Origin of the sequence: Paenibacillus tabacirhizosphaerae (genome assembly GCF_040812395.1) — a bacterium.
GTDB lineage: Bacteria > Bacillota > Bacilli > Paenibacillales > NBRC-103111 > Paenibacillus_E.
This window is the reverse complement of the sequence record NZ_JBFNXH010000011.1, coordinates 78,303-104,429: the sequence shown is the minus strand read 5'-3', so window position 1 is coordinate 104,429 and position 26,127 is coordinate 78,303. Positions and strand designations below refer to the sequence as shown.

The window sequence follows — 26,127 nt, the reverse complement described above, 5'->3', positions numbered from 1 at the left end:
CGGAGCACTAACGCAAATTCGATCTCATTTCGAAAAATCTTACCTTATAGTGTGACAAATGTTTTGGCAATTAGAACGTACTAGCTACTTTAACTGCCTTTTCAAGCCCATCTGCAATAATTTTTTGAGCTTGCTCTGGGAATTGATTGTGTCCTTCAATCACTACGGTTTCCATATTCGTTGCACATAAGAAGTTCATCATGTTCGTAACGTATTTTACCGCCATTTCCTTTTCGGATCTTGGACCTTCTGAATATACACCGCCACTTGCGTTTAATAAGGCAATTTTCTTATCTCCAATCATTCCTACTGCACCTTCTGGCGTGTATTTAAATGTTTTGCCAGCGCGATTTAAATAATCAATATAGGTGTGAAGTACAGCAGGGATTGTTAAATTCCAAAGCGGGAAAGCAAATACAACCTTATCCGCAGCAAGAAATTGATCTAAATATTTATCAGCAACAGCGACTGCTTTTGCTTCCTTTTCTGTTAAATCTAGTTCTTTGCTAACCTTAAAAGAACCATTAATATAATCTACGCCTACATATGGCAATTCTTCATTGAATAGATCAAGCTCTATCACTTTATCATTTGGATGCGAATCTTTATAGCTTGCTAGAAAAGCTTCATATAATCTCACACTTACTGACTGATCTGCCGGACGATTGTTAGCTTTTACAAATAAAACTGTTGTCATTCTCTGTTCCTCCTAGGATCTTTTTTAGGTTGCTATATGTTGTTTATTCTTGCAGTGGAACGATATTCGCCATAGATATACCTCATCTCCCCTTGGAAAAAAGTCAATTTGGTTGACACGGGTTTATATTGGGGTCCCGTCGACATTTTAACGAAAATATACGCTAAGCCTGAAAACGAGTCTTGGTATGATGTATTTTTTACTCTAAGGGCTATTGCTTCCAATGTTTCAAAAAGCTTGCTTTACGAGACACGGGTCGTTTTAGGGGCTTAAGATGATAATCGAATTAAATATCATTTATCTTTTGAATTGTTATACAAACCGGTCATAATGAGATTCCAAACATGCTCATATTCTTGATCGATAGTTGGGGAAGTCCACTCATTGGCATGTCCAGGGTGGTGAAATCTGATCGTTGCTGTAAAAACAGCAGATGCAGAAGTTGACGCATTGTCTGATTTGAATTCATCCGCTTGGATTCCTTCTTCAATAATTCTCGTAAGCTGAAGGACTAACTCATTCAAATGTGCTTGAACAACATCAATCGCTTCTTCTGAAAGCGCTAAGTACATCGCAAATAATTCCGGGTCTTCCACAGCGTTAGAACGTTTTAATTGAATTAAAGTATCTAACCATCGACGTAATCGCGCTGTTGCACGTTCTGGTAGTGCATGTATTCCTTCAAGTGAATATGAAATGCGTCTTAGCCATCTATGAGCTACTGCTTCTCGAATGGCAACTTTGCTTGGAAAATGGCGATAAAGAGTTCCGTGACTAACGTTAAGTGCCCTTGCCACATCTACGACCGTTGATTTTTCGATTCCAAATCGGCGAAACACCTGTTCAGCCGTATCTAAAATTTGTTCTTTCGTTAAAGGTATTTCGACCATGTTTTTAAAGCACCCCTAGAATTGGCATTTGATTTGCTGCATAACGGGTTCCAACTACGGCTCCTGGCGGTACGGCTGCTTCAATGTTTGCAAGTTGATCATCCGTAAATGTAATCTCTAGGGCACTGAGCGCATCCTGAAGTTGAATACGTTTTCGGGCGCCAATGAGCGGAATAATATCATCGCCACGGGATAATATCCACGCAATCGCAAGTTGTGCAACATTAATATTTTTTTCATGAGCAATCATTCGCAACGATTCAACAAGCGCTAGATTTTTATCCAAGTTCTCACCTTGAAAACGGGGTGAATATGTACGTGAATCAAGCGAACCTTGACGATCTTTGGACCATTTGCCGCTGAGCAGACCGCGTGAAAGAATTCCGTATGCGGAAAGAGTGATACCCAACTCACGTAAAGTCGGCAATATTTCCATTTCAATGCCCCGACTAAAGAGCGAATATTCAATTTGTAACCAACTGATTGGATGAACGGCGTGAGCGCGTCGAACAGTTTCTGCATTTGCTTCAGACAGTCCAATATGCTTCACATAACCAGCTTGGACCAAGTCTGCAATGACTCCAACTGTTTCTTCAATTGGAATCGTTGGATCGACGCGCGCAGGTTGGTAGAGATCTACATAATCAACATCTAGACGTTTAAGCGTATATGCTAATGAATTTTTGATAGCCTGCGGCCGATAATCCATACCAAGCCAAGAACCATCAGGAGCCCTTAACATCCCGAATTTAACGGCGATAAAAGCATTGTCACGTCGATGGCCTAGTGCCTCACGCAGGAGTAGCTCGTTATGGCCAACACCATAGAAATCCCCCGTATCAAAGAGGGTAATTTGTTTCTCGAGCGCTTCGTGTATAGTAGCAATACTCTCTTTGCGATCAGTTGCACCGTAAAGATCAGACATCCCCATGCAACCAAGACCTATAGCTGAAACTGTCGCATCGCTATGGCCTATTTTACGTTGATCCATTACCAATTACCTCCAATCTGTTGATGAGGTAATTTTAGCACAATAAATACAAATTACAAGTGACAAATTTCAATATTTGTCATTCGACTTGTTTTTATTCTGTAGGTGAAGGCTGTTTAAGAGGACGTAACCCTTCCAGAGCTGCGATTTGTTTTATCCGCAAGGGTTGACCAAGCATTTGAGATCCATGATAAGCAAATTTTAACTTTGCAATTAAAAGGACGAAAACAACAAGAGGAGATTCAAAAACAAACCGGCAAAGCTGTTAATGAAAAAGTTATCCATTATGCAGACTTAGGATCTGCTCTTATCAAGGCACGAGATGAAGGCATTGATCCTTTTATTTTGCTAGAAAAAATAATGCCTTGGGAAAAGTTTATTGAATCTGTGGAAGATGCCAACACGAAAGTGATTAATACGAATGCACGTGACGCGGTTCAAGTAATCGATGGTCTCTTGCATCATGAATCAGACTTAACCATTGAAGAGCATTATACAGATACTGCAATTGGACGAATTCAGCTCCTTCTTATTACGCTAAAACGGATAACGATAGCTGCATATAAACAGGTAAACAAAGCAGGCGCAATAGCGACCTGCTTTGTTTATTGAGGTATCGGTACAAATTATCTTATGGCGTCACGCATTAAGTGTTGCAATTCCAACGTGGCGCTCTGGAACTCGACTCTTACTATGAATTCATTGCACTTACACTCAACTTACTTAAATCAACCCTGTCCCCAGTAGGGTCACTGATATACACGGTCACTTGCTCGCCCGCGCGTAGATCGAAGAAGTTGTCGCTGAAGCGGATATTCCCCTGAGGGAGGTCTAGCTTCACCATCCGCGCATGTGCACCATTTGCTGTGATATGCACAGCTTGCGTATTTGCATCGACATTTACGCTGAGTGAAGTCGCAGGGAATTGAAGGTCCTTCTGATCCCGCAGATAATGGAGATTATCAGGCGCAGCCCAGTCTGTCGTGTGCACACGGACAACAACCTGCTCGGGAAGTGACCCATTTAAGACGGCAGTTTCTGGCAAACGTCCTAATTGGATCGCAGTGTTTGCCCCGACAGCAGCTTCGAACGCATGCGTGAATAATTGCTCACCGGAGAAGTTATAGACAGACACGTGAACCTGTCCTTTTAAGGCAGACAAAGTATCGTTGACAGCCCAAACCGCTAAGTCCTGCCCAGGCTCATGATCGATCGAGAGCAGCAGCGGGTGATAGAACTTCGTCGCATAGTAGAACGAAGCCTTCGGCAGCAATTCATAATCAATTAGCGACCAACTTGTACCTGGCCAGCTATCGTTCAATTGCCAGATGAGTGATCCACTCGTGCGATGCTTGTTCCGACGATAATGCTCAATGCCATACTTCAGGCCTTCCGCTTGTGTCAGCATGGAGAAATTCATATATTCCTCAATGTTTGTCGGAATACCGGTATATCCTTCCATGAGCAGAATACCTTTTTGGTGATTCGTATCTTTATTACGATAAGCCATTTCAACACTGTTCCAGTAAAATTGGCCATTTGGAATGTTCTTCTCTAGCGTGTAGCGATTGGCTGAAGCATGCATACCGAATTCACTACTGAAAAGAGTGAAGTCTTTTTTGTAATTTTTGAACGTGACACCTTGAATACTGTAATCGAGCAACGGCACATCACCAAATTGGCGGGGATACACGGAACCGTGCCATACCTGCCAGTTATGGCGGTCACCGACATCGGGATCGTTGGCATCATTGCCGCCGAAAGGGGAAGATGGCCAGTATGCGCGACTGTCATCGAGGAGTTCCAGTGCGTCTGGAATCAGCTCGTGGTAAATGATTTCTCCGTAGAACGGACAGTTGATATCACCGCCAGCGGATTTCATATCGTACAGCCAGTCAATTTCATTATTCCCGCACCAGAGGGCCAGGGAGGTATAATTGCGCAAGCGCTTGATGTTGTAGATAACCTCGTTACGGACATTATCCATGAAGTCACGGTTAAAATCTGGGAACAACGCGTTGGCGAAGGCAAAGTCCTGCCAAACCAGAACGCCGCGTTTGTCACATTCCTCATAGAAGACATCCTTCTCATAGATGCCGCCTGCCCACACGCGCAGCATGTTCTGATTGGAAGTAACAGATAGATCAATTAGATCTCGGTAACGTTGATCAGGGATGCATCCGATGAAATGATCCGCGGGAATCCAGTTCGTGCCCTTTGCGAATAGCTTAACGCCATTGAGCACAAAAGCAAAGGCATGCTGGCCCTTATTATCGAGTAACTGCAGTTCGATTGTTCGGATACCAATCGATTTGCGATACGAATCTACTTGCTCGCCATCCGCGTGCAGAATCACTTCAAGCTCGTACAAATAAGGCTTGCCCAAGTCATGTGTCCACCAAAGTTGAGGATCGGGGACCTGTAAAGTAAATGAGCCGGATGTCTGTACATTCCCTTGCGTATCAGCAACAACTTGTCCAGCCGCATCAATTAAACGAATGTTACATGACTTCTGTACACCTTTGCGAAGGGTTGTAACGTCGACATCGACTTGGATTTCAGCCTGGGTTCCGCTAATTGTACGTGTCCGAGCAAAAACGCTGTCCAGCTTCGCGCGGCGGTAACGTTCAATAAATACCTTGCCCCAGATCCCCACTGTGACCATGCGTGGACCCCAGTCCCAGCCGAAATTCATCGCTGCTTTGCGCAACCAAGGGCGCTCTTTGGTATAAGAGGACCATTGGAACAATTCTTTGTCCTTATTGTGTAGATATAAAGGATCAAACTTAACAGCAATTGAATTTTTGCCGTCCTGAATGACGCGAGTTACATCGAAGGTATGGGCCATGAGCATGTTGCTGGTTGTCCCGATTTCCTTCCCATTCACGTAGATCGTAGCAAATGTATCAAGACCTTCGAAGGTCAGTTCGTGCTTCTCTTTCTCGTCTTTCGTATCCCCTAACGAATAATTGAAGGAGTGGCGGTACCACCATTCTTTTTGCTCGATCCATCGGCTTTTCGCATCATTATGACCGAAATAAGGATTCTCGATCAAGTCTCGCTCAATAAGTGCGGAATGGACATCCCCGGGAACCTTAGCTGTAATCCAGAAACGATCGTCTAACCATGCTGCTGCTACATCGAGTGGTCTAGCTTGACCTACTTCGAACTGCTGCAAACGCCATAATCCTGATAATTCCATCTGTCATTTCTCCTCTTACACCCTGATATTTTAAAATTTTGGAGGTGGAGCAGCAGGATGAAGCACTGCTTCCTCCCGGAACTCACTCGGCGTTTTGCCAGTGAATTTCTTGAATACTTGACTGAAATATTTGATATCTTCGAATCCGACTGAGCTTGCGACATCGGCGATTTTGGCAGGCGAGACGGTCAGAATTTCCATGGCACGCTTAATCTTTTGCCGTGTCACATAGTCACCAAACGTAATCCCAGCTTCCTTTTTAAAAACTTCGCTCAAATGATTCGGATGCAGATGCACATGTTTAGCAACCTGCTGTAAGCCAACATCTTTCCCCAAATTCTCATGGATGAAGGCCATTGCTTTCTGCGTATGGGTGGCTTGACCCTCACCTAACTGATGATGGTACAACTCCATGATTGTCAACAGATATTGAAACAACGCGTCTTTCAGCACGATATCCCGTTTGACGACGAAGGTGATATTTAAATCATCGAGCGCTCCGAGACGCCCCGTTGCTGTCAGCACACGTTCTAGCCAACGATGTGCGGAGAGGGCAGCAGAGTGGACCAAGGATTCAAGCGATTCGATCGTCATGTGCTGATCGCTTAGTTCAGATTGCAAATAACGTTGAACCCAGTTCTTCAAAGCGATGGAGTCATCTTCCAGCAATATCGAAGAGAGCGCGAGCTCTTCCTCGTGGGTACAGACGGTTTTGCCGCCTTTACGTTGAACAATGTCTGAGTAAATCAGGATGGATTCATCCAAATAATGCTTATAGCTGAATGCATAATCAGCGGTGACATAGGATTTATATAAATCCGACTGCTGATGAACGACCTCGCCGACAGAGACACTGACTTTGCATTTGAGCAGACGCTCGATTTTTTGCTTCGCAGAATCGGGATGATCGAAGAAGTCAGATGCACTAGTTTTTGGGAGCGCCACGACAATTCGCTGTCTGTAGATCAAGGTTTCACATTGTAAGATATCATGCAGCATGTTGTCTACAGCGAACAGCAGCAGGGAGGTTTCGGAGGAGGTTTCTCCCCAGCCTTCCGCGGTAACCACGTAGGTTTGAAATTTAGGTTGAACATGGTCATGTGTGATAAATAAAAGAGGGAGATAATCGGGCAACATGTCCTCATCGACAGCCGCGGATTCGCCTTCAATAATCCAGCGCTCAAACAAACGATTGCGAACTTCTTTGTTTTTATAGAGATCCTGGTTGAGATGCTTCCATTTATCCTCAATGCGCTGCATGACTTGGAGGACGGCTTTCATAATCTCTTCCGGCCGACTAGATTTCAACAGATAGTCGCTGACACCTTGTCGAATCGCTTGCTGTGTATACATAAAATCATCGTACCCAGATAAGATAATCGTCTCGATGTCCGGTAGGAATTCTTTCGCCTTTTGGGCTAATTCTAAGCCATTCATGTGCTTCATTCGGATATCTGTCAAAAGAATATGAGGACGTTCCTCGGGTATGCGACGAATCGCCTCTTCAGCAGAAACGGCTGGTTTCAGCAATTCGATTCCGATTTCTTTCCAATTAATGACTTTGGCCAAGCCTGTCCGGATGATGACTTCATCATCAACGATCAAGATTTTCATGGTTATCCTCCAAAACTGGGATCGAAAATGACACACAGGTTCCTTCATGCAATCGGCTCTCGATCTTAATTCCCGAATCAAGCCCATAATGCAGCCGTAAGCGTTCATGCACATTACGCAATCCGTAACTGGCATCGCTTCCTATCGCTCCCTCGGCAGGGTATAAACTGTCCAAGACCTCATTCAACCGCTCTGATGACATCCCAACGCCATCATCCATCACTTTGAAATACATCATAGGCCCCTTCTGCTCGACATAGATGGAGATGGTGCCAGGCTGTTCTTTCATTTGTATGCCATGAATCATCGCATTTTCAACCAATGGTTGAAGCAGCAATTTCAGCATGAAGGAATCACTTAAACGGGCATCAACCACATAGTCAACCGTAAACTCATCGGGAAAACGGATCGATTGCACTTGAACATAATTACGAATATGGGCTAGCTCCTGCGAGACCTTGCAATATTCTTTGCCTTTATTCAAGCTGAAGCGTAAAAAGTCACTTAACGCGCCTACCATCTCAGCGATGCGGTTATCTTCATTGAGCAAAGCGATCCAATGGATCGAAGACAACGTATTGTATAGAAAATGCGGATTAATCTGTGCTTGCAAGGCACGCATATCGGCTTCTTTTTTGCGCGTTTCATTGTGGATGAGCTGCTTTTTTAAGACCTCGATATGGGTGCTTAACAAATTGTAGCTGCCAGCAAGGCGGCCAATTTCATCGGTTGTATATACCGGATAATACGGCAAAGGTTCATCCGGATTTATGGTTGATAGTAGGCGAGTTAAGGATCCAAGAGGCGTCGTAACTTTGCGAATAACGAAAATCGTAAGTAAGACATTCGTAAGGACGGAAAGCGCAACGGCTACGGCTGTTAATTGCAAAATATACCGATTCTGAGCGCTATACAGCTTCGATGGAATAATGCCGACAATCGTCCAACTGAGCATAGGCTCCCGATAAAACAAAATGCTCTGCTGGGATGCACCTAAACCTGAAGTCCAAACGCCAAGAGAATGACCGTGAATCCGTTCGTTTAAGCCAGGAAACAAGTTATCTGCTTCTTGTGAGAGCCAGCCTTTGGAAGTGGAAGATATGATTTCATTTCGTTCATTAAGCAAAGCGACTTGACCATAACCATCAGCAAGCTGCGGAATGGACCAAATGCGTGACAAGACTTGTTCATCCACACTGATGGATATCCAGCCAAGTGTCCCATAGGTATTCAAACCACGGATGGGACGTACGAAGGAAAATACTTGTCGATCCCCCATATAATTTTCGATGTGATATAAGCCAGTCCACAGTTTGTCCGTAATCTGTTTAATTGTGATCTCTTGATCCAAACCCGATTTGTAAATCGTGGATGTGGAAAGAGGCGTCGTGTTATTGCTGGGATATAGCGTGATATTGGAAATGTAATCCTTGGTGTACACCAGATTTGTCATGAGCCCGAGGATTTGTGCTTGCGCATCCAAGTTCTCATCGGTTCGCTTCAAATACGATTGAATATCACGCTGGCCGATGAGGAAAATGGATATATTTTCAACATCCTTTAAGATGAACTTAAATTTGGCGTCCATTTGAGCGAGCGAATTCAAGCCTGCTTGCTGCGCTTTATCTTGGGTAATATCCGAAGACGTCGTGAAAGCGAAGGTGCCCAGAAACAAGAGGGGGATTAATGTTGTTACAAGCATAATGAAGGATAGCTTGCGCTGTAAGGAATAGCCAAACCACTTGCGCAACAGGTGTCATCTCCTTACTCGTTGTCTGGATGCTGAAAGTCAACTAACCTTTTACTGCTCCCGCGGTCATCCCTTTCATAACCTGCTCTTGGAAAGCCAAGTACACAGCGATTGTAGGAACAACAGCGATTGTCATAGCGGCGAGTGTTAAGCCATAATCGGTTTGGTAGCCGTCCGCGAAATTTGCAATACTTAATGGTAACGTTTTTAAGCTGCTTTTGCTAATAAAAACAAGTGCGAACGAAAAATCATTCCAGAAATGCAGGAAGCTTAAGATGACAACTGTCGATAGTGCTGGCAAGGAGATAGGTAGCATGATGCGCCAGAATACACCCCAAAGCTTAGTGCCATCAATATAGGCTGCTTCTTCGATTTCTTTGGGCACAGAAGCCAAATAAGCGGTAAGTACGAAGATAGCTGTCGGTAATGCGAAAGCGGTGTAAGGCAGTATGAGTGCCAAATACGTATTCAGAAGTCCGATTTGCTTCATGAGAATAAACAAAGGAACTAGTGTACTATGAATAGGAATCAGCATCCCAATGACGAAAAACGCAAGGATAATACCCTTGAAACGGAATTTGAGCCGGGCGAGAACATAAGCCGCTAGAGAACTCAAAAACAACGTGAGTGCTAGTGAGACCAGCGATACAATGACCGAATTGAGAAAAGCGGTACTCATTTTGGACGCTTGCCATGCAGTTGCATAGTTAGAAAACTTCCATGCTTGGGGCAAGCCGAACGGATGGTTAAAGAATTCGCTGTTCGTTTTAAATGAGGAAATAACGAGCCAAAACAAGGGATACAACGTGAGGACCGCATAGAGAGACAGGAACGTCCAGAGTGCACCTTGTTTCCATAAACGAAATGAAAACTTGCGAGATGTCGCAGTTGATTTTACTTGAATTGGAATAGAAGACATAGCCAGCTTCCTCCTTTCACTATACTTTGGATTTACGGCTTGTTGTCCATTGGCTAATACCAATGAAAATAAGACTGATGAAGACGATTGTTGTCGAAATGGCACTACCAAATCCATAACGGTACGACGAAAAGGTCGAATTATACATATACGTAGCGAGCAGTTCAGTCGCATGAGCAGGTCCGCCCTTGGTCATCACATACACGAGATCGAAGGATTTCAAGCTTCCAGAGATACATAAGATAATGGCAATTTGTACGGTGCTCCACATCATAGGCAGGGTAACTGAAAATAACTTGCGTGCGCCTTCTGCGCCATCGATCTGAGTAGCATCATGGATTTCACCAGGAATATTCTGAAATGCGGATATGAAAATAATGAGATAGAGACCGACAAAGCTCCAAATGAGAGGAGGGGCTAAAGCAAAAATCGCAATCTTAGAATCAGATAACCATTGCAGCTTCCAGGATGCTAAACCTAGTCTATCAAGCAGCAGATTCAGGATACCGATTTGTGGATGATAAATATATTGCCAAATCATCCCGATAACGACGGATGACATGACCATCGGAACGAAGACGGCAGAGCGGATGAACCGTTGCAGCGCGTTGCTTTTGTGCAGCAGAATTGCCAGGATAAGTGCTACAGGAAGCTGACCGAAGACAGCGACAACTAGAAAAATAAGGTTGTTCTTTAAGGATGTCCAAAAAATAGGATCATGAATAATTTCTACATAGTTTTTCAAACCGATAAACTTGGCCGCACCAATTCCTTTCCAGTCGAAAAAGCTATAGTATCCTGACCAGAGGACAGGGACAAACACAAATAAGGCGTAAACTAAAATCGCAGGGGCAAGGCTCATAATTACAAACCTGCGTACGTAAGCTGCATTCATCATTCTCACTTCCTTCATGTGTGAAATTAGTCAGCCCTGCCACAGACGTGGAGGGCTGGATGCGCGATTTTGTATTATTTACCTAATGAAGCGGCTTGCGAGTCTTGAATTTTCTTAGCGATCGCTTCGGCGTTTCCACCCATGAGCAGCTCTTGTAGTCCGTTGTTGATGACCTCAACGGCAGATGAGCTTAATTTAGCATCGTAGACCGGTGTGATTTTTGTCTTTTTCATCAAATCATTAAGTTCAACGAATAACGGATTTGCTTTGGAAGGGTCAAGCTCGATGTTGTAACTAACCAATGTAGAGCTGTTCAACGTTGCTTGTTGTCCATCAGGACCAGATAATGCGTAGAATAATTTCTGAGCTGCTTCTTTTTTCGCGCCAGTAATTTTCTTGCTTACGCCAAGACCTGTACCAACAACACCTGAAGTGGATTGAGGATCACCTTTTCCACCAGCAATGGAAGGCATTAAAGCGATATGCGTGTTACCAAGCACATCTTTAGGTGCGTTCTGAACTACGTCAGCCATTGCCCAGCCACCATCGATGAACATAGCTGCTTTTCCTTGATAGTACAGCTGTCTCATTTGATTTTGATCAATACTGTTGAAGCCGTCTTGGAAAGCTTTCGCGTTGCTTAGCTCTTGCAGCTTTTTCAAGGATTGAATAAATTCTGGATCTGTAAATTTCACCCCTTCTTGCTTAGCCGCTTTAAGGAACCATTCGGAACCTGTCATACGGTCAGCAAGTCCGCTGAAAATGGTGGATTGTACTGCCCAGTTTGCTTTGTTGCCCAGCGCGATTGGGATGATTTTGTTATCATTAAACGTCTTCACAGCAGCCATAAGCTCATCCCACGTTTTTGGAACAGGGACATGGTATTGATCAAGAATGGCTTTGTTATAGTAGATAAAGGATGTTGGAGATAGGTTCATAGGTACGGAATAGACCTTGTTATCTACGGTATATCCATCTAAAGCACCTGGAATGAAATTATTTTTCCATTCTGGCTTGCTGTCCAAGAACTCGTTGATCGGTTGAAGCAGGTTGCCGCTAACGAATTCCTTCGTCATAGCGTCTGGCCACATAACGAACAAGTCTGGCATTTCATTCGCTGCTGCAACTGTTTTCAAACGTGTTTTCAAACCGTCAGTAGGCAGACCTTCAATTTCCAATTCGATATCTTTATTTTGAGCTTGGAAATCATCAAGAATTTTACGCATAGCGACAGCTTTCGCATCTTGACCAGACCAGTTGTGCCAAATGGTAAGCTTAACTCTCCCGCCAGTTGTACCGTTATCTGTAGTAGCAGCTTCTTTCCCGTTTCCACATGCGGAGACAAGCACTGTTGTTGCAAGTAATGCTGTAGAGATTAGAGTTAGTTTTTTCATGTTCGACCTCCTGATTGGTTGACTCTTCTTCATTCTAAAGTTTTTATTAGGATTCGTAAGGTGAACAGGATAAGGAACTGGGTAGAAAATGATCAGATGTGATCTTCTATTCATAAGCATATCCATAAGTAGAGGAAAACTTTAAACAGCGATCCTCGCGAAACAAGATTGGCAGGAAGATCAAATGAAGAAAGCCATGTTTAGAATAGACGGGGCATAGTTACTATGAGGTTTCCTACTTAGACATGGCACGAATGAATCGAAACGGAAGGGCCATTCCGTATTTATTTGAGCTTTCAACCGTGTGAAACTGGATGAATTGCAGCCTTTGCGGGTAACAAACAAAGTCTTGAAGTGACAAATTAAGTTTTGAAGTTAAATAGGCGCGCACTCGTTGAGTGAACGCCTATTTAGCTTCTCGTATGAAGAAAAAAATTTAGTCGTATGGAAGCAAGCAAGTCAGTTAGTCAACCCGAGGTGGTACCATTCCATCACTAGTTCCATTTCATCCATGAAAATGTATCCTTTCTACGAGAAAGGTTTGGAAATTTAACAGGTATAATCTGTTTTATCGAATTGATATAATCAATGTGCTTCATCGATCGCCAACATTATTGGATGCGGTTACATGATATCCATTCCTGTTATTTATTCGCTCGACCCTGAAAACAACCCCGGTATCCTTACGAGGTAATCGGGTGTTTTTATTTTGTAAGAACGTGCAACTCATCCTGGAAGGAAGTTACAGATATGAGAAATTCCTTGCGCTTCAAATTCGTTACTGGTTTTCTAATTATCATCATCCCGCTTGTCTTTTTTCTATTATTTAACAATTTGTATGCAATAGATGTCGTCCGAGAGCAGGTATCTAAAACAAATAGTAACTTGCTAACGCAACACGTAAAACAAATCGATCAAATATTTCTTGAAACGAATACCTATCTTTATGATTTATGGAACAATGAGGCTGACATTAATCAGCTCAATGATCTTAGGTTTGGTACGGATGATTATTTACTAACGAAAAGACGTGTAGTTAACCGTTTCCAAACGGACATCAACAATTATTTTCTGATGGATACTATATTTCTTTATCATACACAGACTCAAGATGTGACCTTCGTAACTAAACAAGATTATTATCTTCAACAGCGATTGATTATGGAAAAGGTTCCAGAAGAGACTAAGCTTATGAGTCAGAAAGATATGGATACGCCAATATGGCAGTTGATTCAATTTGAAAATAGAACGTTTCTGATGAAATTTACACCTCTTACGAATAATTTGATCGCGGGTGCCATCGTTAATACAGATAGTTTGGTTGCCTCTTTACGATTTCTGGATATGGGTACAGGTGGAGCGGTTATCCTTACTAAATCTGGGGAAGTTGCTTCAGAGACGACTCTCAGAGCATCGATGGTGAATGCAGCCGCCCAAGAAGCACCCAAACTTAATAATGCTTATCGAATCGTTTCCGATCCGACAGACAACCATAAATATTTGATTATTAGTGTTCCTTCTGAAATTGCAAATATCAAATACATCGTAATGATTCCAGAGGGGAATATGCTGAAGCATCTCCCATTCTTCCAGCTAGCTATCTATTTTATCCCATTGGGTGGGATATTGATTTTGCTTTATTACTTATACTTTCTGCGAAGTGTCTTATTAAAGCCAATGAATACATTGATACTTGGGATGAAACGTATTATGAGGGGGGATTTAAACATTAGATTAAATGAAAATCATTCTAGTGAATTTTCTTTTTTAATGAGTACCTTCAATAATATGGTCACTGAAATTTCACGATTGAAGATAGATGTTTACGAGGAAAAACTTCGTTCTCAGGAAGCTGAATTCGGGTTGCTGCAGCTGCAAATCCGGCCGCATTTTTATTTGAATTCCCTTAGTATTATTTATAGTTTAGCGGCTATAAAGGAAAAGGCAACTATTTTCGGTTGCTTACGTTCGTTGTTAATAAGATGAACCTGTTATACCCGGAGGGGCAGGGAGCGATGCAGGATGTCATTTCTCAAATGCCCTCCTTATATAAAGAGCCCAATTTGTCGTCTCTGCAAAATAAAGCTGCGGAGCTGCTCGAGGGCCTCATGTGGTATGACGGTGATAGAGGCAACGAGAAAGTGATCAAGCAGATATGCGATTTTATTCTAAGGCATTATTATGAGAACCTGAAATTGGAAACGCTCGCGGAACTGTTTAACTACAACAGCAAATATCTAGGCCGTCTGTTTAAAAACCATACAGGCGAATACTTCAACACCTACCTCGATAAAGTTCGCATCCAGCAGGCGATCCGTCTCCTTTCCGAAGGGTTGAAGGTTCACCAGGTATCGTCCAGAGTCGGATTCACACATGTGGACTATTTCCACAGCAAGTTCAAGAAATATATCGGAGTGCCCCCATCGAGCTATAAAAATAACGCCATAGCTGAAAATAAGCGATAATCGAAAAACCGCCAAGCGTTCAAATTCGCTACGGCGGTTTTTTCACTTTTCCATGCTACAGACATATCTTTTCTCTGTCTGCGGTGAACCTTTTTACATGATTAGTGAGGAGATTTATCGGGTATTTATCGCAAACTGTAAGCGTTATCATAGAATTGCAACATCACCTAACCCATACAAAGGAGAAATGAATGATGAAGTCGTTTATCGTCGCATTCGCTAAGCCGTACGCGATCATACTGTTCAGTTTAATGATGCTGTTTCAAGCCTTCGGCCTTGCCGCCCCTGCCTCAGCCGCCGCATGCGGAAACCCTGTCAGTTATTTCGGTGAAATGAAAGCAAACGGGAACCGGATCAACGGTTCCAAAACGAATCGTCCGATGATGGTAAAAGGATCAAGCTTCTTCTGGAGCAATTGGTCCGGTCAATTCTATAATGCTGCCACAGTGAATCGGATGGTGGATGAGTTCCAGGTGGAGATCGTGAGAGCGGCATACGGCGTGGACGAATCCGGCAATCCATACAACTCATCGGATGAATCCAAAGTTCGCGATGTCGTCGATGCGGCAATCGCAAAAGGCATCTATGTCATCATTGACTGGCACTCGAGCGGCGCGCAAAACAACGTAAGCGCTGCCAAGAGTTTCTTCAGCCGAATGGCGCAGCAATATGGCAGTTACGACAACGTCATCTTCGAGGTCTATAACGAGCCCCTTATTATCCCTTGGACAACGGTCAAAAGCTATGCTGAACAAGTTATTCCGTCCATTCGCCAATATTCCGACAACTTGATCGTCGTCGGCACGCCGACCTGGTCACAGGATGTCGACCAAGCTGCGAACAATCCGATTACGTCCTCTAGCAATATCGCATACACGCTGCATTTTTATGCGGGAACTCATTTTCAGTCGCTTCGAGACAAAGCCAACTATGCGCTTAGCAAGGGTATTCCGCTGTTCGTTACCGAAATGGGCTTCGTTAACGCGGACGGCGACGGCAACATCAATTACGATTCCACGAATCAGTGGCTTGACTGGATGAACCAGAATAACCTGTCGTGGACGAACTGGTCGATCAATGATAAAGCGGAAAGCGCTAGCATTTTCAAGACGGATGGCAGTCTCACGGCGGGAGGCAGCTATCTGAAAAGCATTCTTAAAGGCCATGCCCCCTATGCGGATTGGAGACAACCTACGGCTTGCCGTGGCGGTAATGACGGCGATACCGGAACTGCGTTATACGACTTCGAGGGCGGCACGCAGGGCTGGTCCGGGTCGAATGTTGCGGCTGGTCCATGGAGTGTAACGGAGTGGGCGTCCAAAGAAAGCCATTCCCTTAAATCGGATATCATCATGTCCAGTTATTCCAAGCATTATCAGCTCCTCACTCAAACCCGCAGCCTTAGCGGCAAATCAACGTTAAGCATGACGGCCAAACATGCATCTTGGGGCTCTGTAGGTGATGGCCTCTACGCTAGAGTTTATGTCAAGACCGGATCAGGTTGGACTTGGCATGCAGGCAATGCCGTCAAACTTAATGCTTCTGGAGGCACGCTACTATCGATCAACCTTGCCTCCGTCGCTAATCTTGGCGATGTCAGGGAAATCGGCGTGGAATACCTCTCCTCGGCGAATAGCTGGGGGCAGACAGCCGTTTACGTAGATAACGTGACGATTCAATGATGTTCATAACAAAAGGCAGTCCGTAAGGAAATAAGAGCTGTGGCGGTCTAAGACTTTTATCGAGGTCTTTAACCGCCGCAGTTTTTTAATTCTGGTAATGATTTAAAATCCAGGCATAGGGTTCGTTCGTTTCATGATGAAACGATGTCCACTGCACGATAAAGTTTACTCGTGTGAGATGAGGGCGAACTTTTTTTGCTATGGGATTTTTTTTTGCATTTCTCGTTTTTTTTGAATTATAATAAAGGCTTGAGTATGCTTTTGCACCTAGAGTAAAAAGGAGGCAGCCGATGCCTATGCTAAGCGAAATAAAAGCAAACCAAAGGAATAAGATTAGCTTAGCCACGCTTTTAACAGGGCTGGTCTCCCTATCAGTTCTTCTGACTGTAACCATTCTGCTCGTGTCTTCCTATCAATCCAAAAAAACTTCGTTGATCGACACTACACTCACTTTGAATTTCTCAAGCGCAGGCAAAATGAGCCGGACCATAGACTCTTTGTTTAAATCCATGAGGAGCAGTCTGAATTATGCTGCAAGCACCTTTTCAGATATAAACACCATGAATGCAGATGAAGTATATTCTAATCTAGAATTAATACGTCATAGCAGCAACTACTTTAATTCCATTTCCGTGGTGGATGAAACGGGACGTGTTCGAAATGTGTCTCCTAAATCCGACTCTGTTGGAAAATATATTACAACGGAAGCGGCGAAGACTGCATTAGCATCGCAAAAGCCCTTCCTCTCAAAACCTTATGTAACTACAAATTCCAAGCGCCTCATCGTATATATGAGTGAACCCATATTCGATAAGGAAGGTACATACCGAGGGTTTATCGGAGGAACTCTTTATCTTGAAGAATACAACATATTGAATATGATCTTCGGGAGCAATCCGACAGATAAATTAGGGTCATATTTTTATATAGTGGGATCTGAAGGTCGCGTGCTGTTCCATCGGGACACAACTCGGTTAGGTGAGGATGTCAGCGCCAATCAAGTGGTTCAGAAGCTTATTCAAGGTCAAAGCGGGTATGAGCAGCTGGTTAATTTGAATGGAGAGGCTCAGCTAGCGGGATACGTAAAGGTTCCGGAAAATGGTTGGGGTGTAGTTGTGGTATCGCCTTTCAGTGTCGTCAATGAACAATTGAGCCGTTATATAGCAACGATTCTGTTGTATATGATTTTTCCATTTTTGCTTTTAATGCTAATCGTTATAGTCCTTGCTCGCAGATTAGCGAAACCTTTTGTATCATTGGCCGATTTGGTGAGCCAAAGCACTCAAGAGAAAATCGAACTTCCTGAAGAAAAACAACATTGGAATAGAGAGGCTGATTTATTAACCAAAGCTATTAGATATGCATTAACGGATATACAAAAACAGACGGATCAATTGACGCAAGAAGCGACGACTGATTCATTAACCGGGTTAATAAACCGAAGGACACTCGAAGCAATCATGCTGAAGTGGATTAAGGAGCAAACTTCGTTTTCTGTTATTATTATGGATATTGATAGATTTAAAACGATAAATGACACTTATGGCCATCAAGTTGGGGACGAAGTATTGAAACATTTCGCGAAAATTATTACTTCGGCTGTCCGGCCAAATGATGTGTGTTGCCGATTCGGAGGCGAAGAATTCATTGCACTTATTCCGCAAGTTACTGCTGAAGAGGCTTATATAGTTGCAGAACGAATACGCAACATGCTAGAAAATAGTGCAAATCCAGCTGGACAACCTGTTACTGTCTCTCAGGGTATCGCTCACTATTCTACGCACTCCAATTCGGCTGAAGAGCTGATTCACATGGCCGACCAGGCTTTGTATAAAGCTAAAGAATCTGGAAGAAACCAGACATTTATCGCGGATATTAGGGGAGGAAGCGTATAGTCATTGAGTTATTTCCTCTATTTTGCATCATGGAAAATAATCCCCAGACTATATCTTACTCCTGATGTAATCGTGCTAACGCCGTGTCGCAGTGTCGCTTTGTAATAGCCGCGAGTTCCGTGCACAGGCCGATGATTGGTGGGGAAAATCAACCCATCCCCTTGTTTCAGCGTGATGACGTGGCCTTGGCTCTGGGCACGCGGCCGCTGTTCAACCAGTAGAAACTCTCCGCCCGTGTAATCTTCCTCTCTTTGATTGAGGGCAAAAACAGCCTGAAAGGGAAAATACACATTCCCATACAAATCTTGATGCAGGCAGTTGTAACCACCGGCTTCGTATTTCAATATCAATGGCGTGGAACGTGTCTGTCCCTCTTTGTGGCATTGATCCAGAAACTCTGCTAGCGTTTCCGGGTAAGCAGCATCTTGACCCCATTGTTCAAGCCATCGATTCGCCGTTATTGCAAGCTTGGGATACAGGCCCTCGCGCAGTTGTTGCAGCGAATCTGGGAGAGGTGCGTTGTAATATTTGTACTCCCCAATCCCGAAGCGGTATCTAGACATATCAATGGTACTTCGGAAATTGTCCTGTACCTCATAGGTATTGATGATTTCTTCACAGACTTTTTTATTTAACAAAGAGGGGAGCTTCGCGTACCCTCTCTCATCTAATGACTGCTGCAATAGCACCCAGTCCAAATCCGCTATGCGTTCGATAAGACAATCAGTCATGCTGCAAGCCGCCTCTTTCATACGTTTATTTTGAATTTGGCGATAGTTAGCCGGTGTAGGAAGCATCATTAGGGATGGTTGCTACGCCTTTTTCGTCTACCTCCACGAACAGTATAACCCCAAAAATAAACGTTTGTACGCATTTCGGAATGTAACAGCAAGAAAACGAAACTTGATGGAAATGAAGCGAATCATAGAAACCAGCGAGCCGCATGAACCTCAAAAAATAGCAAAATTAGTCGAATTTTGTCATGTTAAATAGTTCCAATATATGATAATATAGTACTGGGAATATGTGTTAATTGCCTGAGATTCTCTAATTCACAAGAAAAGAGTGGTCATGAAATGAAGAACATCTTCACCAAGAAAGTATTGGCAAGCATCAGTATTATCTCTTTGGCTGTAACAGTAGGTGCGGTCGCATACGCTGACTCTGCATTACGGCAAATCACCGCGTATCAAAATCAAGCTTTGAAAGTAACCGTTAACGGCAGTGCTGTAGATATGTCAAGCGAAGACGGCACTATGTACCCTATCGTTTATGAGGGTCACAGTTATGTGTCGGCTAAAGCAGTTGCAGAGAAACTAGGCGCTACCGTAAGATGGAATAATGATACGCAAACCGTTGAAATCACTAGCAGCGGATCTGTACCGTCCAATGCCGGTATTCCGGATAAAGATAATTCGGGATCTGCCCCGGCCACACCGACACCTGCTCCGCAGTCGCGTCCTTCTGCGTCTGGAAATACGGGAAGTCTGACAGATCCGATTGCATTTGGTTCATCTTTCACGTACACAGACAATTATAATTACAAAGAGGGCGAACACGATACGACATCCGTGCAATATACAGTCACTGTAAAGAAAGCTACTCCAATTACACGTGATGAAATTGAAGCGCTTGGCTTTAAAAAACCGGAAGCTAGTTCAACTGTTGACTATGTTATGGTAGATTTAAACGTGAAAGCTGCAAATGCTTCCATGAAGAAAGGCAGCGACAGCGGCGAACGCGGCTATGAATATTTAAGATCTTATGTTCCTAAAATTTGGGGATCGAAAACATTAGACGGTGATGCAAAGATCATCGGTGGAACCGAATATGGTTTCGATGGCGCATTTCAGAGGGTGCTGGAAGATAAAGTAGAGTTCACTAAAATCACGCAAGGCAATCCAGGATCATACGAAGTTTCCGGTAAAGTTTTATTGCCTATCATCAAAGGGCAAAGCAATTTGTTTGTCCTACAAAAGCAAGATACGGATATCGAGTATGATAGCTCGATGATTCACTTTAAGCTGAACTAGTTCGCTTATTCTAAGTGGTTTTTCTATATTACGGGGCTTTCCATAAGTAGATTGTCTACAGATGGAAGAGCCTCTTTTTCTATGGAAAAAAGTGCTACACCCCTGCATTTTAGTGTAAAATTACGACAAAAGTGTCACTCGGAAAAGGGGCATCAGTTTCCTATAATCCGGACTCGGGAGGTCGTTCATGAAGGAACAGAGGATTGCTGATCGACGAATGTTTAATTTGCAAATTACGGGAGGGAAACTGGATAAGCCCGAACAGGTCGTAAAGCAACTGGGCGCGCTGCAGGCACAGGATTATCACCAGGCCCTGTGGGCAGTCGGATTGCGCGTGCAGTCCGCAACTTTGGCCGATATTGAGCAAAGTATTGAAGACCGTAAGATCATGCTGACTTGGCCGATGCGCGGTACGATCCATTTTGTACTACCGGACGACGTTAGATGGATGCTGAAACTTTCGGCTTCACGTATTTTGGCGAGGGATAACCGGAGGCTTGAGCAGTTGGGGCTTAATCAGGAAATCATTGAACGCTGCAAGCAGCTTTTCTATGATGCCTTGCATGGAAATAAGCGGATTTCCCGACCTCTTCTCATGCAGTTGCTGGAGGAAGCGGGAATTAGTACGAAGAATCAACGGGGGTATCACCTTTTGTGGTATCTCGCGCAATCTGGCTTCATTTGCTTAGGACCGCGGGAAGGCAAGCAGCAATCCTTCGTACTGCTGGATGAGTGGGTGCCCGCAGCCAAAGAAGCTTCTATAGATGAAGCGCTCGCCATGCTAGCTGAGAGGTACTTTACCAGTCATGGTCCTGCAACGGTTCATGATTTTGCCTGGTGGGCAGGCATCACGCTCTCCGATGCCCGGCGGGGAGCCGGCGCCGCACCACGCGGACTCGCGTCGGAAAAAGTAGGCGGTCAGGAATACTGGTGGAGCGAGCAATCCCAATGGGGATCCGCTGATGGTGGACCCGCTGTTACTCTGCTTCCGGGCTATGATGAGTATTTGCTCGGTTATAAGGACCGCAGCGCGGTACTGAGAGCGGAATATGCGAGCAGCATTGTCCCGGGCAATAACGGCGTATTCATGCCGACCGTTGTCATTGACGGTCAAGTCGCAGGCTTATGGAAGCGTACGATCAAGAAAAAAGGGATGGATATCGAAATTCGTTTGTTTGAGTCTCATAGCGACCGGGAAGAGAGCATTCAGGAGGCCGCCGAGCGGTATTGCGGGTTTATGGACTTGCCTTTAGCTTCGATATCCGTTGAAGTGAAGCATGTATAGAGAGGCTCATTAAACTCGACAGATGTCTTTAGGGCAGTTTTCACAATGGCAAATATGACGAAGATAGGACAGATCGCTTACAACGAGATGGCCATTTTCGATGGAGATGGCGTTCGCTTTCCGAAGCTCGCTTAGCATGCGGTTCACACTTTCTCTTGTCGCGCCGATCATATCGGCAAGCTCTGTGTGGGTATGCGATTTGGTGATCAGGATACGACCGTCTTGCTCTATGCCATACGAGTTGGTCAGTCTGATCAACAGGGAGCATAAGGCTCCGTGTTTGCCAAACATCAACAAATCGCGGAATTTGGTTTGCGTCATCCGATGGATAAGCCCCATCCACTTCATGAACTCAACAGCCAAATCTCCATTGCGCCAAAGCAGCACTTCCAAGTCCTTCTGTAAAATAGCCCCAATGACGCTATCCTCGATAACTTCCGCGTTAAAAACATGGGTCGATTGGCTAAAAGGGTCGATCTGACCAAACATATCGCCTTCCTGATACATGTACAAAATAAATTGTCTGCCTTCGGCTGATGACTTCGTCAGTTTAATTCGTCCGCTCTTAATAAAGAACAGCTTATCAGCAGGATCTCCCTCCCAATAGAGATGTGATCCCATAGGGACTCGGGATTCATACATGTTTTGCTGAAGTTTAACTAAGTTTTCGGCTGAGATGCAGGCTGTGTTCAGGACACCAACTTCTTCGTGCAAAGAAATAGTATCGTTCATGAGATTCATCCCTCCACTCCTTAATCAGTTAGTTTAGTATATTCATTTTGCCTGTCGATCGATGTGATTTATGTCACAACGGGCGCGAGGCGGGTGTGACATTTTTCACTTACAAGCGAAGCTATTTTGTCTAAAGTGGAGCTATACCAAATAATTGTAAAGGAGACGTGATGGTCATGCTTTCAGGAGTGATATTGGCTGGCGGAGCCAACCGCCGAATGAAAGGAGAACGGAAAGCATTGCTGCCGTTTGGCGGACAGCCGCTGATTGTCCGGCAAATCGATCGAATGCGGGAAATATGCGATGAGATGATTGTGGTCACTAATGATCCCAAGCCATTTTTAAACATCGTCGATCGTTCGGTTCGTATCATTACGGATTTTTTTGAGGGTCATGGGCCCCTTGGGGGTATGCATGCGGCATTATCTCTTGCGAAATATGCCTCCGTCTGGGTAGTTGGGTGCGATATGCCTTTTATATCCAGTAAAGCCGCCCAATTGCTGTTGCAAAGAAAGCTCGATGGATTTGAAGCCGTTGTGCCCTTGGTGGCTGGCGAGGTGTATCCATTGCATGGTATTTACGATCGCGCCTGCGTGCCCCACATTGCGCCTCTTTTAAAACAAGGGGAAACGAGGGTTTCGTCTCTGCTCAAACACGTTTTTTGGAACGAGCTTGGGGATCGGTTCTTACATGAAAACGGCGTTGATTTGAATTTCGTGTCCAATATCAAAACGTTCGAGGACTACGAAGCGATGAAGCGGCTTGATAATTTGTAATTTGCAAGCTAACAAAGCAGGCAGCGATAGGTATGAGTAGAGAAATGTGAGGACAACGATGCGGCAAATTTTATGAAAATAGAACTGCCGCTTTATTAATAAATTAGAATGTGAAAATATTCACAAATTGTTCAATGAATTCTTTTGGGCAGCCTCGTTTAGTGTGATTTTTGTCATAGTTAGGGATTTTTATTAAGTCTAATCTTAGGATATACAACAAAGACGTCGGCATCATATTTTTGAAAAATAGAGGAGTGGTTGAATCATGACAACTAAAGAAGCCAAGATGATTGATCAAATTTCTGCTCAAGACGAAGTTAACCAGCTGGTAGCCAGAGCGAAGCAAGCTCAGCAGCAATTTCTTAAGCTGGATCAAGCGCAGGTAGACCACATTGTACAGCAAATGGCGTTAGCTGGCATCGATAGGCACATGGTTCTTGCCAAGCTGGCTGTGGAAGAAACCGGTCGCGGTGTTTATGAGGATAAAATCACCAAGAATCTCTTCGCTACGGAGTATATTTATCACAGCATTAAAAATAACAAGACTGTTGGTGTTATCGAGGAGAACCACTATGAGAATTACCGGATGGTAGCTGAGCCTGTGGGCATTATCGCGGGTGTTACGCCGGTCACGAATCCCACTTCAACGACGATGTTCAAATCATTGATTGCGACGAAAACCCGCAACCCGATTATCTTCGCCTTCCATCCATCCGCTCAACAATCAAGCAGCGCGGCTGCAGCGACATTGCTGGAGGCGGCTGTCCAGGCGGGGGCGCCGGAGCATTGCATTCAGTGGGTGAAGCATCCGTCCGTGGAAGCTACCCAACTGCTGATGAATCATCCGGATGTAGCGCTTGTTCTGGCAACGGGAGGCTCTTCAATGGTGAAGGCAGCCTACAGCACTGGGAAGCCGGCACTAGGCGTGGGGCCTGGCAATGTGCCTTGCTTCATAGAAAAAACAGCGAATCTTCAGCAGGCTGTTAATGATTTGCTTCTATCGAAAACGTTTGACAACGGAATGATTTGTGCTTCTGAACAAGCTGTTATTATCGAAGAGCCGGTCTACGCGGAGACACGGAAATTGATGGCTGATCAAGGCTGTTACTTCTTAAATAAGGAAGAAACAGAGGCAGTTTCCAAATTGGTGATTAACCCTGAGAAATGTGCGGTTAATGCCGTCATTGTCGGTCAATCCGCTTCGAAAATCGCCGAGATGGCTGGCATCAAGGTGCCTGCGGCAACGAAGATACTGGTCGCTGAGCTAGCTGGCGTTGGGGAGGCATTCCCGTTATCCGCTGAAAAACTAAGCCCCGTGCTCGCCTGTTACAAAGTGAAAAACGCGGAGCAAGGGATTGATCGGGCTGTGGAAGTGGTCAAATTTGGCGGAATGGGACATTCCTCGGTCATTCATTCCCAGAATGCGGAAGTGATCCAGGCTTTCTCCAACAAGCTTCAAACGGGCCGGATCATTATTAATTCGCCTTCCACACACGGTGCTATCGGCGACATTTATAATACGAACCTGCCTTCCTTGACGTTAGGCTGCGGTTCATATGGTCATAACTCGACAACATCGAACGTAAGCGCAGTGAATTTGATCAATGTGAAGCGCGTTGCTTACCGCACAGTCAATATGCAGTGGTTCAAAATACCGCCAAAGATTTATTTCGAAAAAGGGGCTACCCAGTATTTAGAGAAAATGCCCGACATTACAAGGGTCATGATTGTTACGGATCCAATGATGGTGAAGCTCGGTTACGTTGAGCGCGTTGAATATTATCTCCGCAAGCGGCAGCTGCCTGTCTATATCGAAGTGTTCTCTGATGTGGAACCGGACCCATCCGTTGAAACGGTGGAACGCGGCCGCGCGCAGATGGCAAGCTTCCAGCCGGATTGCATCATTGCTTTAGGCGGCGGATCGCCTATGGATGCGGCCAAAGCGATGTGGTTGTTCTATGAATACCCGGACACAAGTTTCGATGCCTTAAAGCAAAAATTCATGGATATCCGCAAACGGGTTTACAAATATCCGCGTCTGGGACGCAAAGCGAAATTCGTCGCGATTCCTACGACTTCGGGAACGGGTTCGGAAGTAACGTCTTTCGCCGTCATTACAGATAAAGAAAAGGGCAACACCAAGTATCCGCTTGCCGATTACGAGCTTACGCCTGACGTTGCCATCATTGATCCTGACTATGTGTACAGCTTGCCGAAGACAGCCGTGGCCGACACGGGCATGGATGTCCTCACCCATGCCATTGAATCCTACGTATCCGTGATGGCGAACGACTATTCGGATGGATTAGCGATGAAGGCCATCCAGCTGGTGTTCCAAAACCTGGAGAAATCGTTTGCCACGGCTGATCCTGTTGCACGGGAGAAAATGCATAATGCTTCGACGATTGCCGGTATGGCCTTCGCGAATGCTTTCCTGGGCATTAATCACAGCTTGGCGCATAAATGGGGAGGCGAATACCACACCGCTCATGGACGCACGAACGCTATTCTGATGCCGCATGTCATTCGCTATAATGCCCAGAAGCCGACGAAATTCACTTCATTCCCAAAATACGACCACTTCATAGCGGATCAGCGTTATGCCGAAATTGCGCGCATGCTGGGGCTTCCTGCGAAGACAACAGAAGAAGGTGTGAACAGTCTCATCGAGGCAATCCGTAAGTTGAATAGAACGCTCGGTATTCCTGAGAAGTTTCAGGATCTTGGGTTCAATCCCGAGCAATTCGAAGCCCGTGTAGATTACTTGGCGGATCGCGCGTTTGAAGACCAATGTACGACAGCGAATCCCCGCATGCCGTTAGTAACGGAGCTCGCTGACGTTTATCGGAAAGCTTTTTACGGTAAGTTTGAGTAAGGCTGCAAGTGGAGCAAAGATTGCATTGCAAA

General features: G+C 44.6%; 19 protein-coding genes and 1 pseudogene. 9 read left to right on the top strand and 11 right to left on the bottom strand.

The features are described from left to right. Positions 1–70 precede the first annotated feature (70 nt). The 3 genes from ABRS97_RS19020 to ABRS97_RS19010 all read right to left on the bottom strand — a co-directional run bounded on the left by ABRS97_RS19020 (position 71) and on the right by ABRS97_RS19010 (position 2,578). On the bottom strand, positions 71–697 hold the full coding sequence (locus tag ABRS97_RS19020; RefSeq protein ID WP_367816529.1) for an FMN-dependent NADH-azoreductase: 627 nt from the start codon (positions 695–697) through the stop codon (positions 71–73). A gap of 293 nt (positions 698–990) precedes the next feature. Beyond that, the gene (locus ABRS97_RS19015) at positions 991–1,587 is read right to left on the bottom strand and encodes a TetR/AcrR family transcriptional regulator (protein ID WP_367816531.1); all 597 of its coding nucleotides are present in this window, start codon (positions 1,585–1,587) and stop codon (positions 991–993) included. 4 nt (positions 1,588–1,591) lie between these two features. Further along, positions 1,592–2,578, bottom strand: coding sequence for an aldo/keto reductase (locus ABRS97_RS19010; RefSeq protein WP_367816532.1), 987 nt, complete (start codon positions 2,576–2,578; stop codon positions 1,592–1,594). Positions 2,579–2,977: 399 nt separating this feature from the next. On the opposite strand from ABRS97_RS19010, the pseudogene ABRS97_RS28220 reads away from it, so the two are divergent. After that, positions 2,978–3,085: pseudogene (locus tag ABRS97_RS28220) on the top strand (Tn3 family transposase); the annotation flags it as partial. Between the two features lie 184 nt (positions 3,086–3,269). On the opposite strand, the gene ABRS97_RS19000 reads toward ABRS97_RS28220, so the two are convergent. The 6 genes from ABRS97_RS19000 to ABRS97_RS18975 all read right to left on the bottom strand — a co-directional run bounded on the left by ABRS97_RS19000 (position 3,270) and on the right by ABRS97_RS18975 (position 12,352). Continuing rightward, complete coding sequence (locus ABRS97_RS19000; protein WP_367816534.1) at positions 3,270–5,780, bottom strand: beta-mannosidase; 2,511 nt, start codon at positions 5,778–5,780, stop codon at positions 3,270–3,272. A 30-nt stretch (positions 5,781–5,810) separates the two neighbouring features. Then, entirely contained in the window at positions 5,811–7,394 is a 1,584-nt protein-coding gene (locus ABRS97_RS18995; RefSeq protein ID WP_367816536.1) for a response regulator, read from the bottom strand. Then, complete coding sequence (locus tag ABRS97_RS18990; protein WP_367816538.1) at positions 7,375–9,144, bottom strand: sensor histidine kinase; 1,770 nt, start codon at positions 9,142–9,144, stop codon at positions 7,375–7,377. Before ABRS97_RS18990 ends, ABRS97_RS18995 begins: the two co-directional genes overlap by 20 nt. Before the next feature lie 43 nt (positions 9,145–9,187). Continuing rightward, positions 9,188–10,063 carry a carbohydrate ABC transporter permease gene (locus ABRS97_RS18985; protein ID WP_367816539.1) on the bottom strand — a complete coding sequence of 292 codons (876 nt, stop codon included), beginning with the start codon at positions 10,061–10,063 and terminating at the stop codon, positions 9,188–9,190. Between the two features lie 19 nt (positions 10,064–10,082). Next, entirely contained in the window at positions 10,083–10,958 is an 876-nt protein-coding gene (locus ABRS97_RS18980; protein ID WP_367816701.1) for a carbohydrate ABC transporter permease, read from the bottom strand. Positions 10,959–11,032: 74 nt separating this feature from the next. After that, a complete protein-coding gene (locus ABRS97_RS18975; protein WP_367816541.1) occupies positions 11,033–12,352 on the bottom strand; it encodes an extracellular solute-binding protein in 1,320 nt (439 codons plus the stop codon). Positions 12,353–13,102: 750 nt separating this feature from the next. Here ABRS97_RS18975 and ABRS97_RS18970 point away from each other — a divergent pair. The 4 genes from ABRS97_RS18970 to ABRS97_RS18955 all read left to right on the top strand — a co-directional run bounded on the left by ABRS97_RS18970 (position 13,103) and on the right by ABRS97_RS18955 (position 18,394). Then, positions 13,103–14,338 (top strand): sensor histidine kinase, encoded by a 1,236-nt coding sequence (locus ABRS97_RS18970; protein WP_367816543.1) that lies wholly within the window; start codon positions 13,103–13,105, stop codon positions 14,336–14,338. Between the two features lie 29 nt (positions 14,339–14,367). Then, complete coding sequence (locus tag ABRS97_RS18965; RefSeq protein ID WP_483312479.1) at positions 14,368–14,817, top strand: helix-turn-helix transcriptional regulator; 450 nt, start codon at positions 14,368–14,370, stop codon at positions 14,815–14,817. A gap of 191 nt (positions 14,818–15,008) precedes the next feature. Further along, positions 15,009–16,499, top strand: a complete 1,491-nt coding sequence (locus ABRS97_RS18960; RefSeq protein ID WP_367816545.1) for a glycoside hydrolase family 5 protein — start codon at positions 15,009–15,011, stop codon at positions 16,497–16,499. A gap of 290 nt (positions 16,500–16,789) precedes the next feature. Continuing rightward, entirely contained in the window at positions 16,790–18,394 is a 1,605-nt protein-coding gene (locus ABRS97_RS18955) for a sensor domain-containing diguanylate cyclase (protein ID WP_367816546.1), read from the top strand. A gap of 17 nt (positions 18,395–18,411) precedes the next feature. Here ABRS97_RS18955 and ABRS97_RS18950 read toward each other — a convergent pair whose 3' ends face one another. Then, positions 18,412–19,125, bottom strand: a complete 714-nt coding sequence (locus ABRS97_RS18950) for a 2OG-Fe(II) oxygenase (protein ID WP_367816548.1) — start codon at positions 19,123–19,125, stop codon at positions 18,412–18,414. Between the two features lie 345 nt (positions 19,126–19,470). On the opposite strand from ABRS97_RS18950, the gene ABRS97_RS18945 reads away from it, so the two are divergent. Beyond that, the gene (locus tag ABRS97_RS18945; RefSeq protein ID WP_367816550.1) at positions 19,471–20,427 is read left to right on the top strand and encodes a stalk domain-containing protein; all 957 of its coding nucleotides are present in this window, start codon (positions 19,471–19,473) and stop codon (positions 20,425–20,427) included. 187 nt (positions 20,428–20,614) lie between these two features. Beyond that, entirely contained in the window at positions 20,615–21,712 is a 1,098-nt protein-coding gene (locus ABRS97_RS18940; RefSeq protein WP_367816551.1) for a winged helix DNA-binding domain-containing protein, read from the top strand. Between the two features lie 9 nt (positions 21,713–21,721). On the opposite strand, the gene ABRS97_RS18935 is transcribed toward ABRS97_RS18940, so the two are convergent. After that, a complete protein-coding gene (locus tag ABRS97_RS18935; RefSeq protein ID WP_367816553.1) occupies positions 21,722–22,444 on the bottom strand; it encodes a Crp/Fnr family transcriptional regulator in 723 nt (240 codons plus the stop codon). Between the two features lie 176 nt (positions 22,445–22,620). Between ABRS97_RS18935 and mobA the strand changes: the two genes are divergently transcribed. Then, positions 22,621–23,220: a molybdenum cofactor guanylyltransferase gene (mobA, locus tag ABRS97_RS18930; protein WP_367816555.1), complete on the top strand. Its 600-nt coding sequence runs from the start codon at positions 22,621–22,623 to the stop codon at positions 23,218–23,220. A 265-nt stretch (positions 23,221–23,485) separates the two neighbouring features. Next, positions 23,486–26,095, top strand: coding sequence for a bifunctional acetaldehyde-CoA/alcohol dehydrogenase (gene adhE, locus ABRS97_RS18925; protein ID WP_367816557.1), 2,610 nt, complete (start codon positions 23,486–23,488; stop codon positions 26,093–26,095). Positions 26,096–26,127 lie beyond the last annotated feature (32 nt).

Excerpts from the sequence above, each read along its gene's own strand:
- ABRS97_RS18970 (WP_367816543.1), top strand. The coding sequence starts at position 13,103 with ATGAGAAATTCCTTGCGCTTCAAATTCGTTACTGGTTTTCTAATTATC.
- ABRS97_RS19020 (WP_367816529.1), bottom strand. The coding sequence starts at position 697 with ATGACAACAGTTTTATTTGTAAAAGCTAACAATCGTCCGGCAGATCAG.
- ABRS97_RS18945 (WP_367816550.1), top strand. The coding sequence starts at position 19,471 with ATGAAGAACATCTTCACCAAGAAAGTATTGGCAAGCATCAGTATTATC.
- ABRS97_RS18955 (WP_367816546.1), top strand. The coding sequence starts at position 16,790 with ATGCCTATGCTAAGCGAAATAAAAGCAAACCAAAGGAATAAGATTAGC.
- ABRS97_RS19000 (WP_367816534.1), bottom strand. The coding sequence starts at position 5,780 with ATGGAATTATCAGGATTATGGCGTTTGCAGCAGTTCGAAGTAGGTCAA.
- ABRS97_RS18950 (WP_367816548.1), bottom strand. The coding sequence starts at position 19,125 with ATGACTGATTGTCTTATCGAACGCATAGCGGATTTGGACTGGGTGCTA.
- ABRS97_RS19015 (WP_367816531.1), bottom strand. The coding sequence starts at position 1,587 with ATGGTCGAAATACCTTTAACGAAAGAACAAATTTTAGATACGGCTGAA.
- ABRS97_RS18935 (WP_367816553.1), bottom strand. The coding sequence starts at position 22,444 with ATGAACGATACTATTTCTTTGCACGAAGAAGTTGGTGTCCTGAACACA.
- ABRS97_RS18965 (WP_483312479.1), top strand. The coding sequence starts at position 14,368 with ATGCAGGATGTCATTTCTCAAATGCCCTCCTTATATAAAGAGCCCAAT.
- ABRS97_RS18980 (WP_367816701.1), bottom strand. The coding sequence starts at position 10,958 with ATGAATGCAGCTTACGTACGCAGGTTTGTAATTATGAGCCTTGCCCCT.
- ABRS97_RS19010 (WP_367816532.1), bottom strand. The coding sequence starts at position 2,578 with ATGGATCAACGTAAAATAGGCCATAGCGATGCGACAGTTTCAGCTATA.
- mobA (WP_367816555.1), top strand. The coding sequence starts at position 22,621 with ATGCTTTCAGGAGTGATATTGGCTGGCGGAGCCAACCGCCGAATGAAA.
- ABRS97_RS18960 (WP_367816545.1), top strand. The coding sequence starts at position 15,009 with ATGATGAAGTCGTTTATCGTCGCATTCGCTAAGCCGTACGCGATCATA.
- ABRS97_RS18940 (WP_367816551.1), top strand. The coding sequence starts at position 20,615 with ATGAAGGAACAGAGGATTGCTGATCGACGAATGTTTAATTTGCAAATT.
- ABRS97_RS18995 (WP_367816536.1), bottom strand. The coding sequence starts at position 7,394 with ATGAAAATCTTGATCGTTGATGATGAAGTCATCATCCGGACAGGCTTG.
- ABRS97_RS18985 (WP_367816539.1), bottom strand. The coding sequence starts at position 10,063 with ATGTCTTCTATTCCAATTCAAGTAAAATCAACTGCGACATCTCGCAAG.
- ABRS97_RS18975 (WP_367816541.1), bottom strand. The coding sequence starts at position 12,352 with ATGAAAAAACTAACTCTAATCTCTACAGCATTACTTGCAACAACAGTG.
- adhE (WP_367816557.1), top strand. The coding sequence starts at position 23,486 with ATGACAACTAAAGAAGCCAAGATGATTGATCAAATTTCTGCTCAAGAC.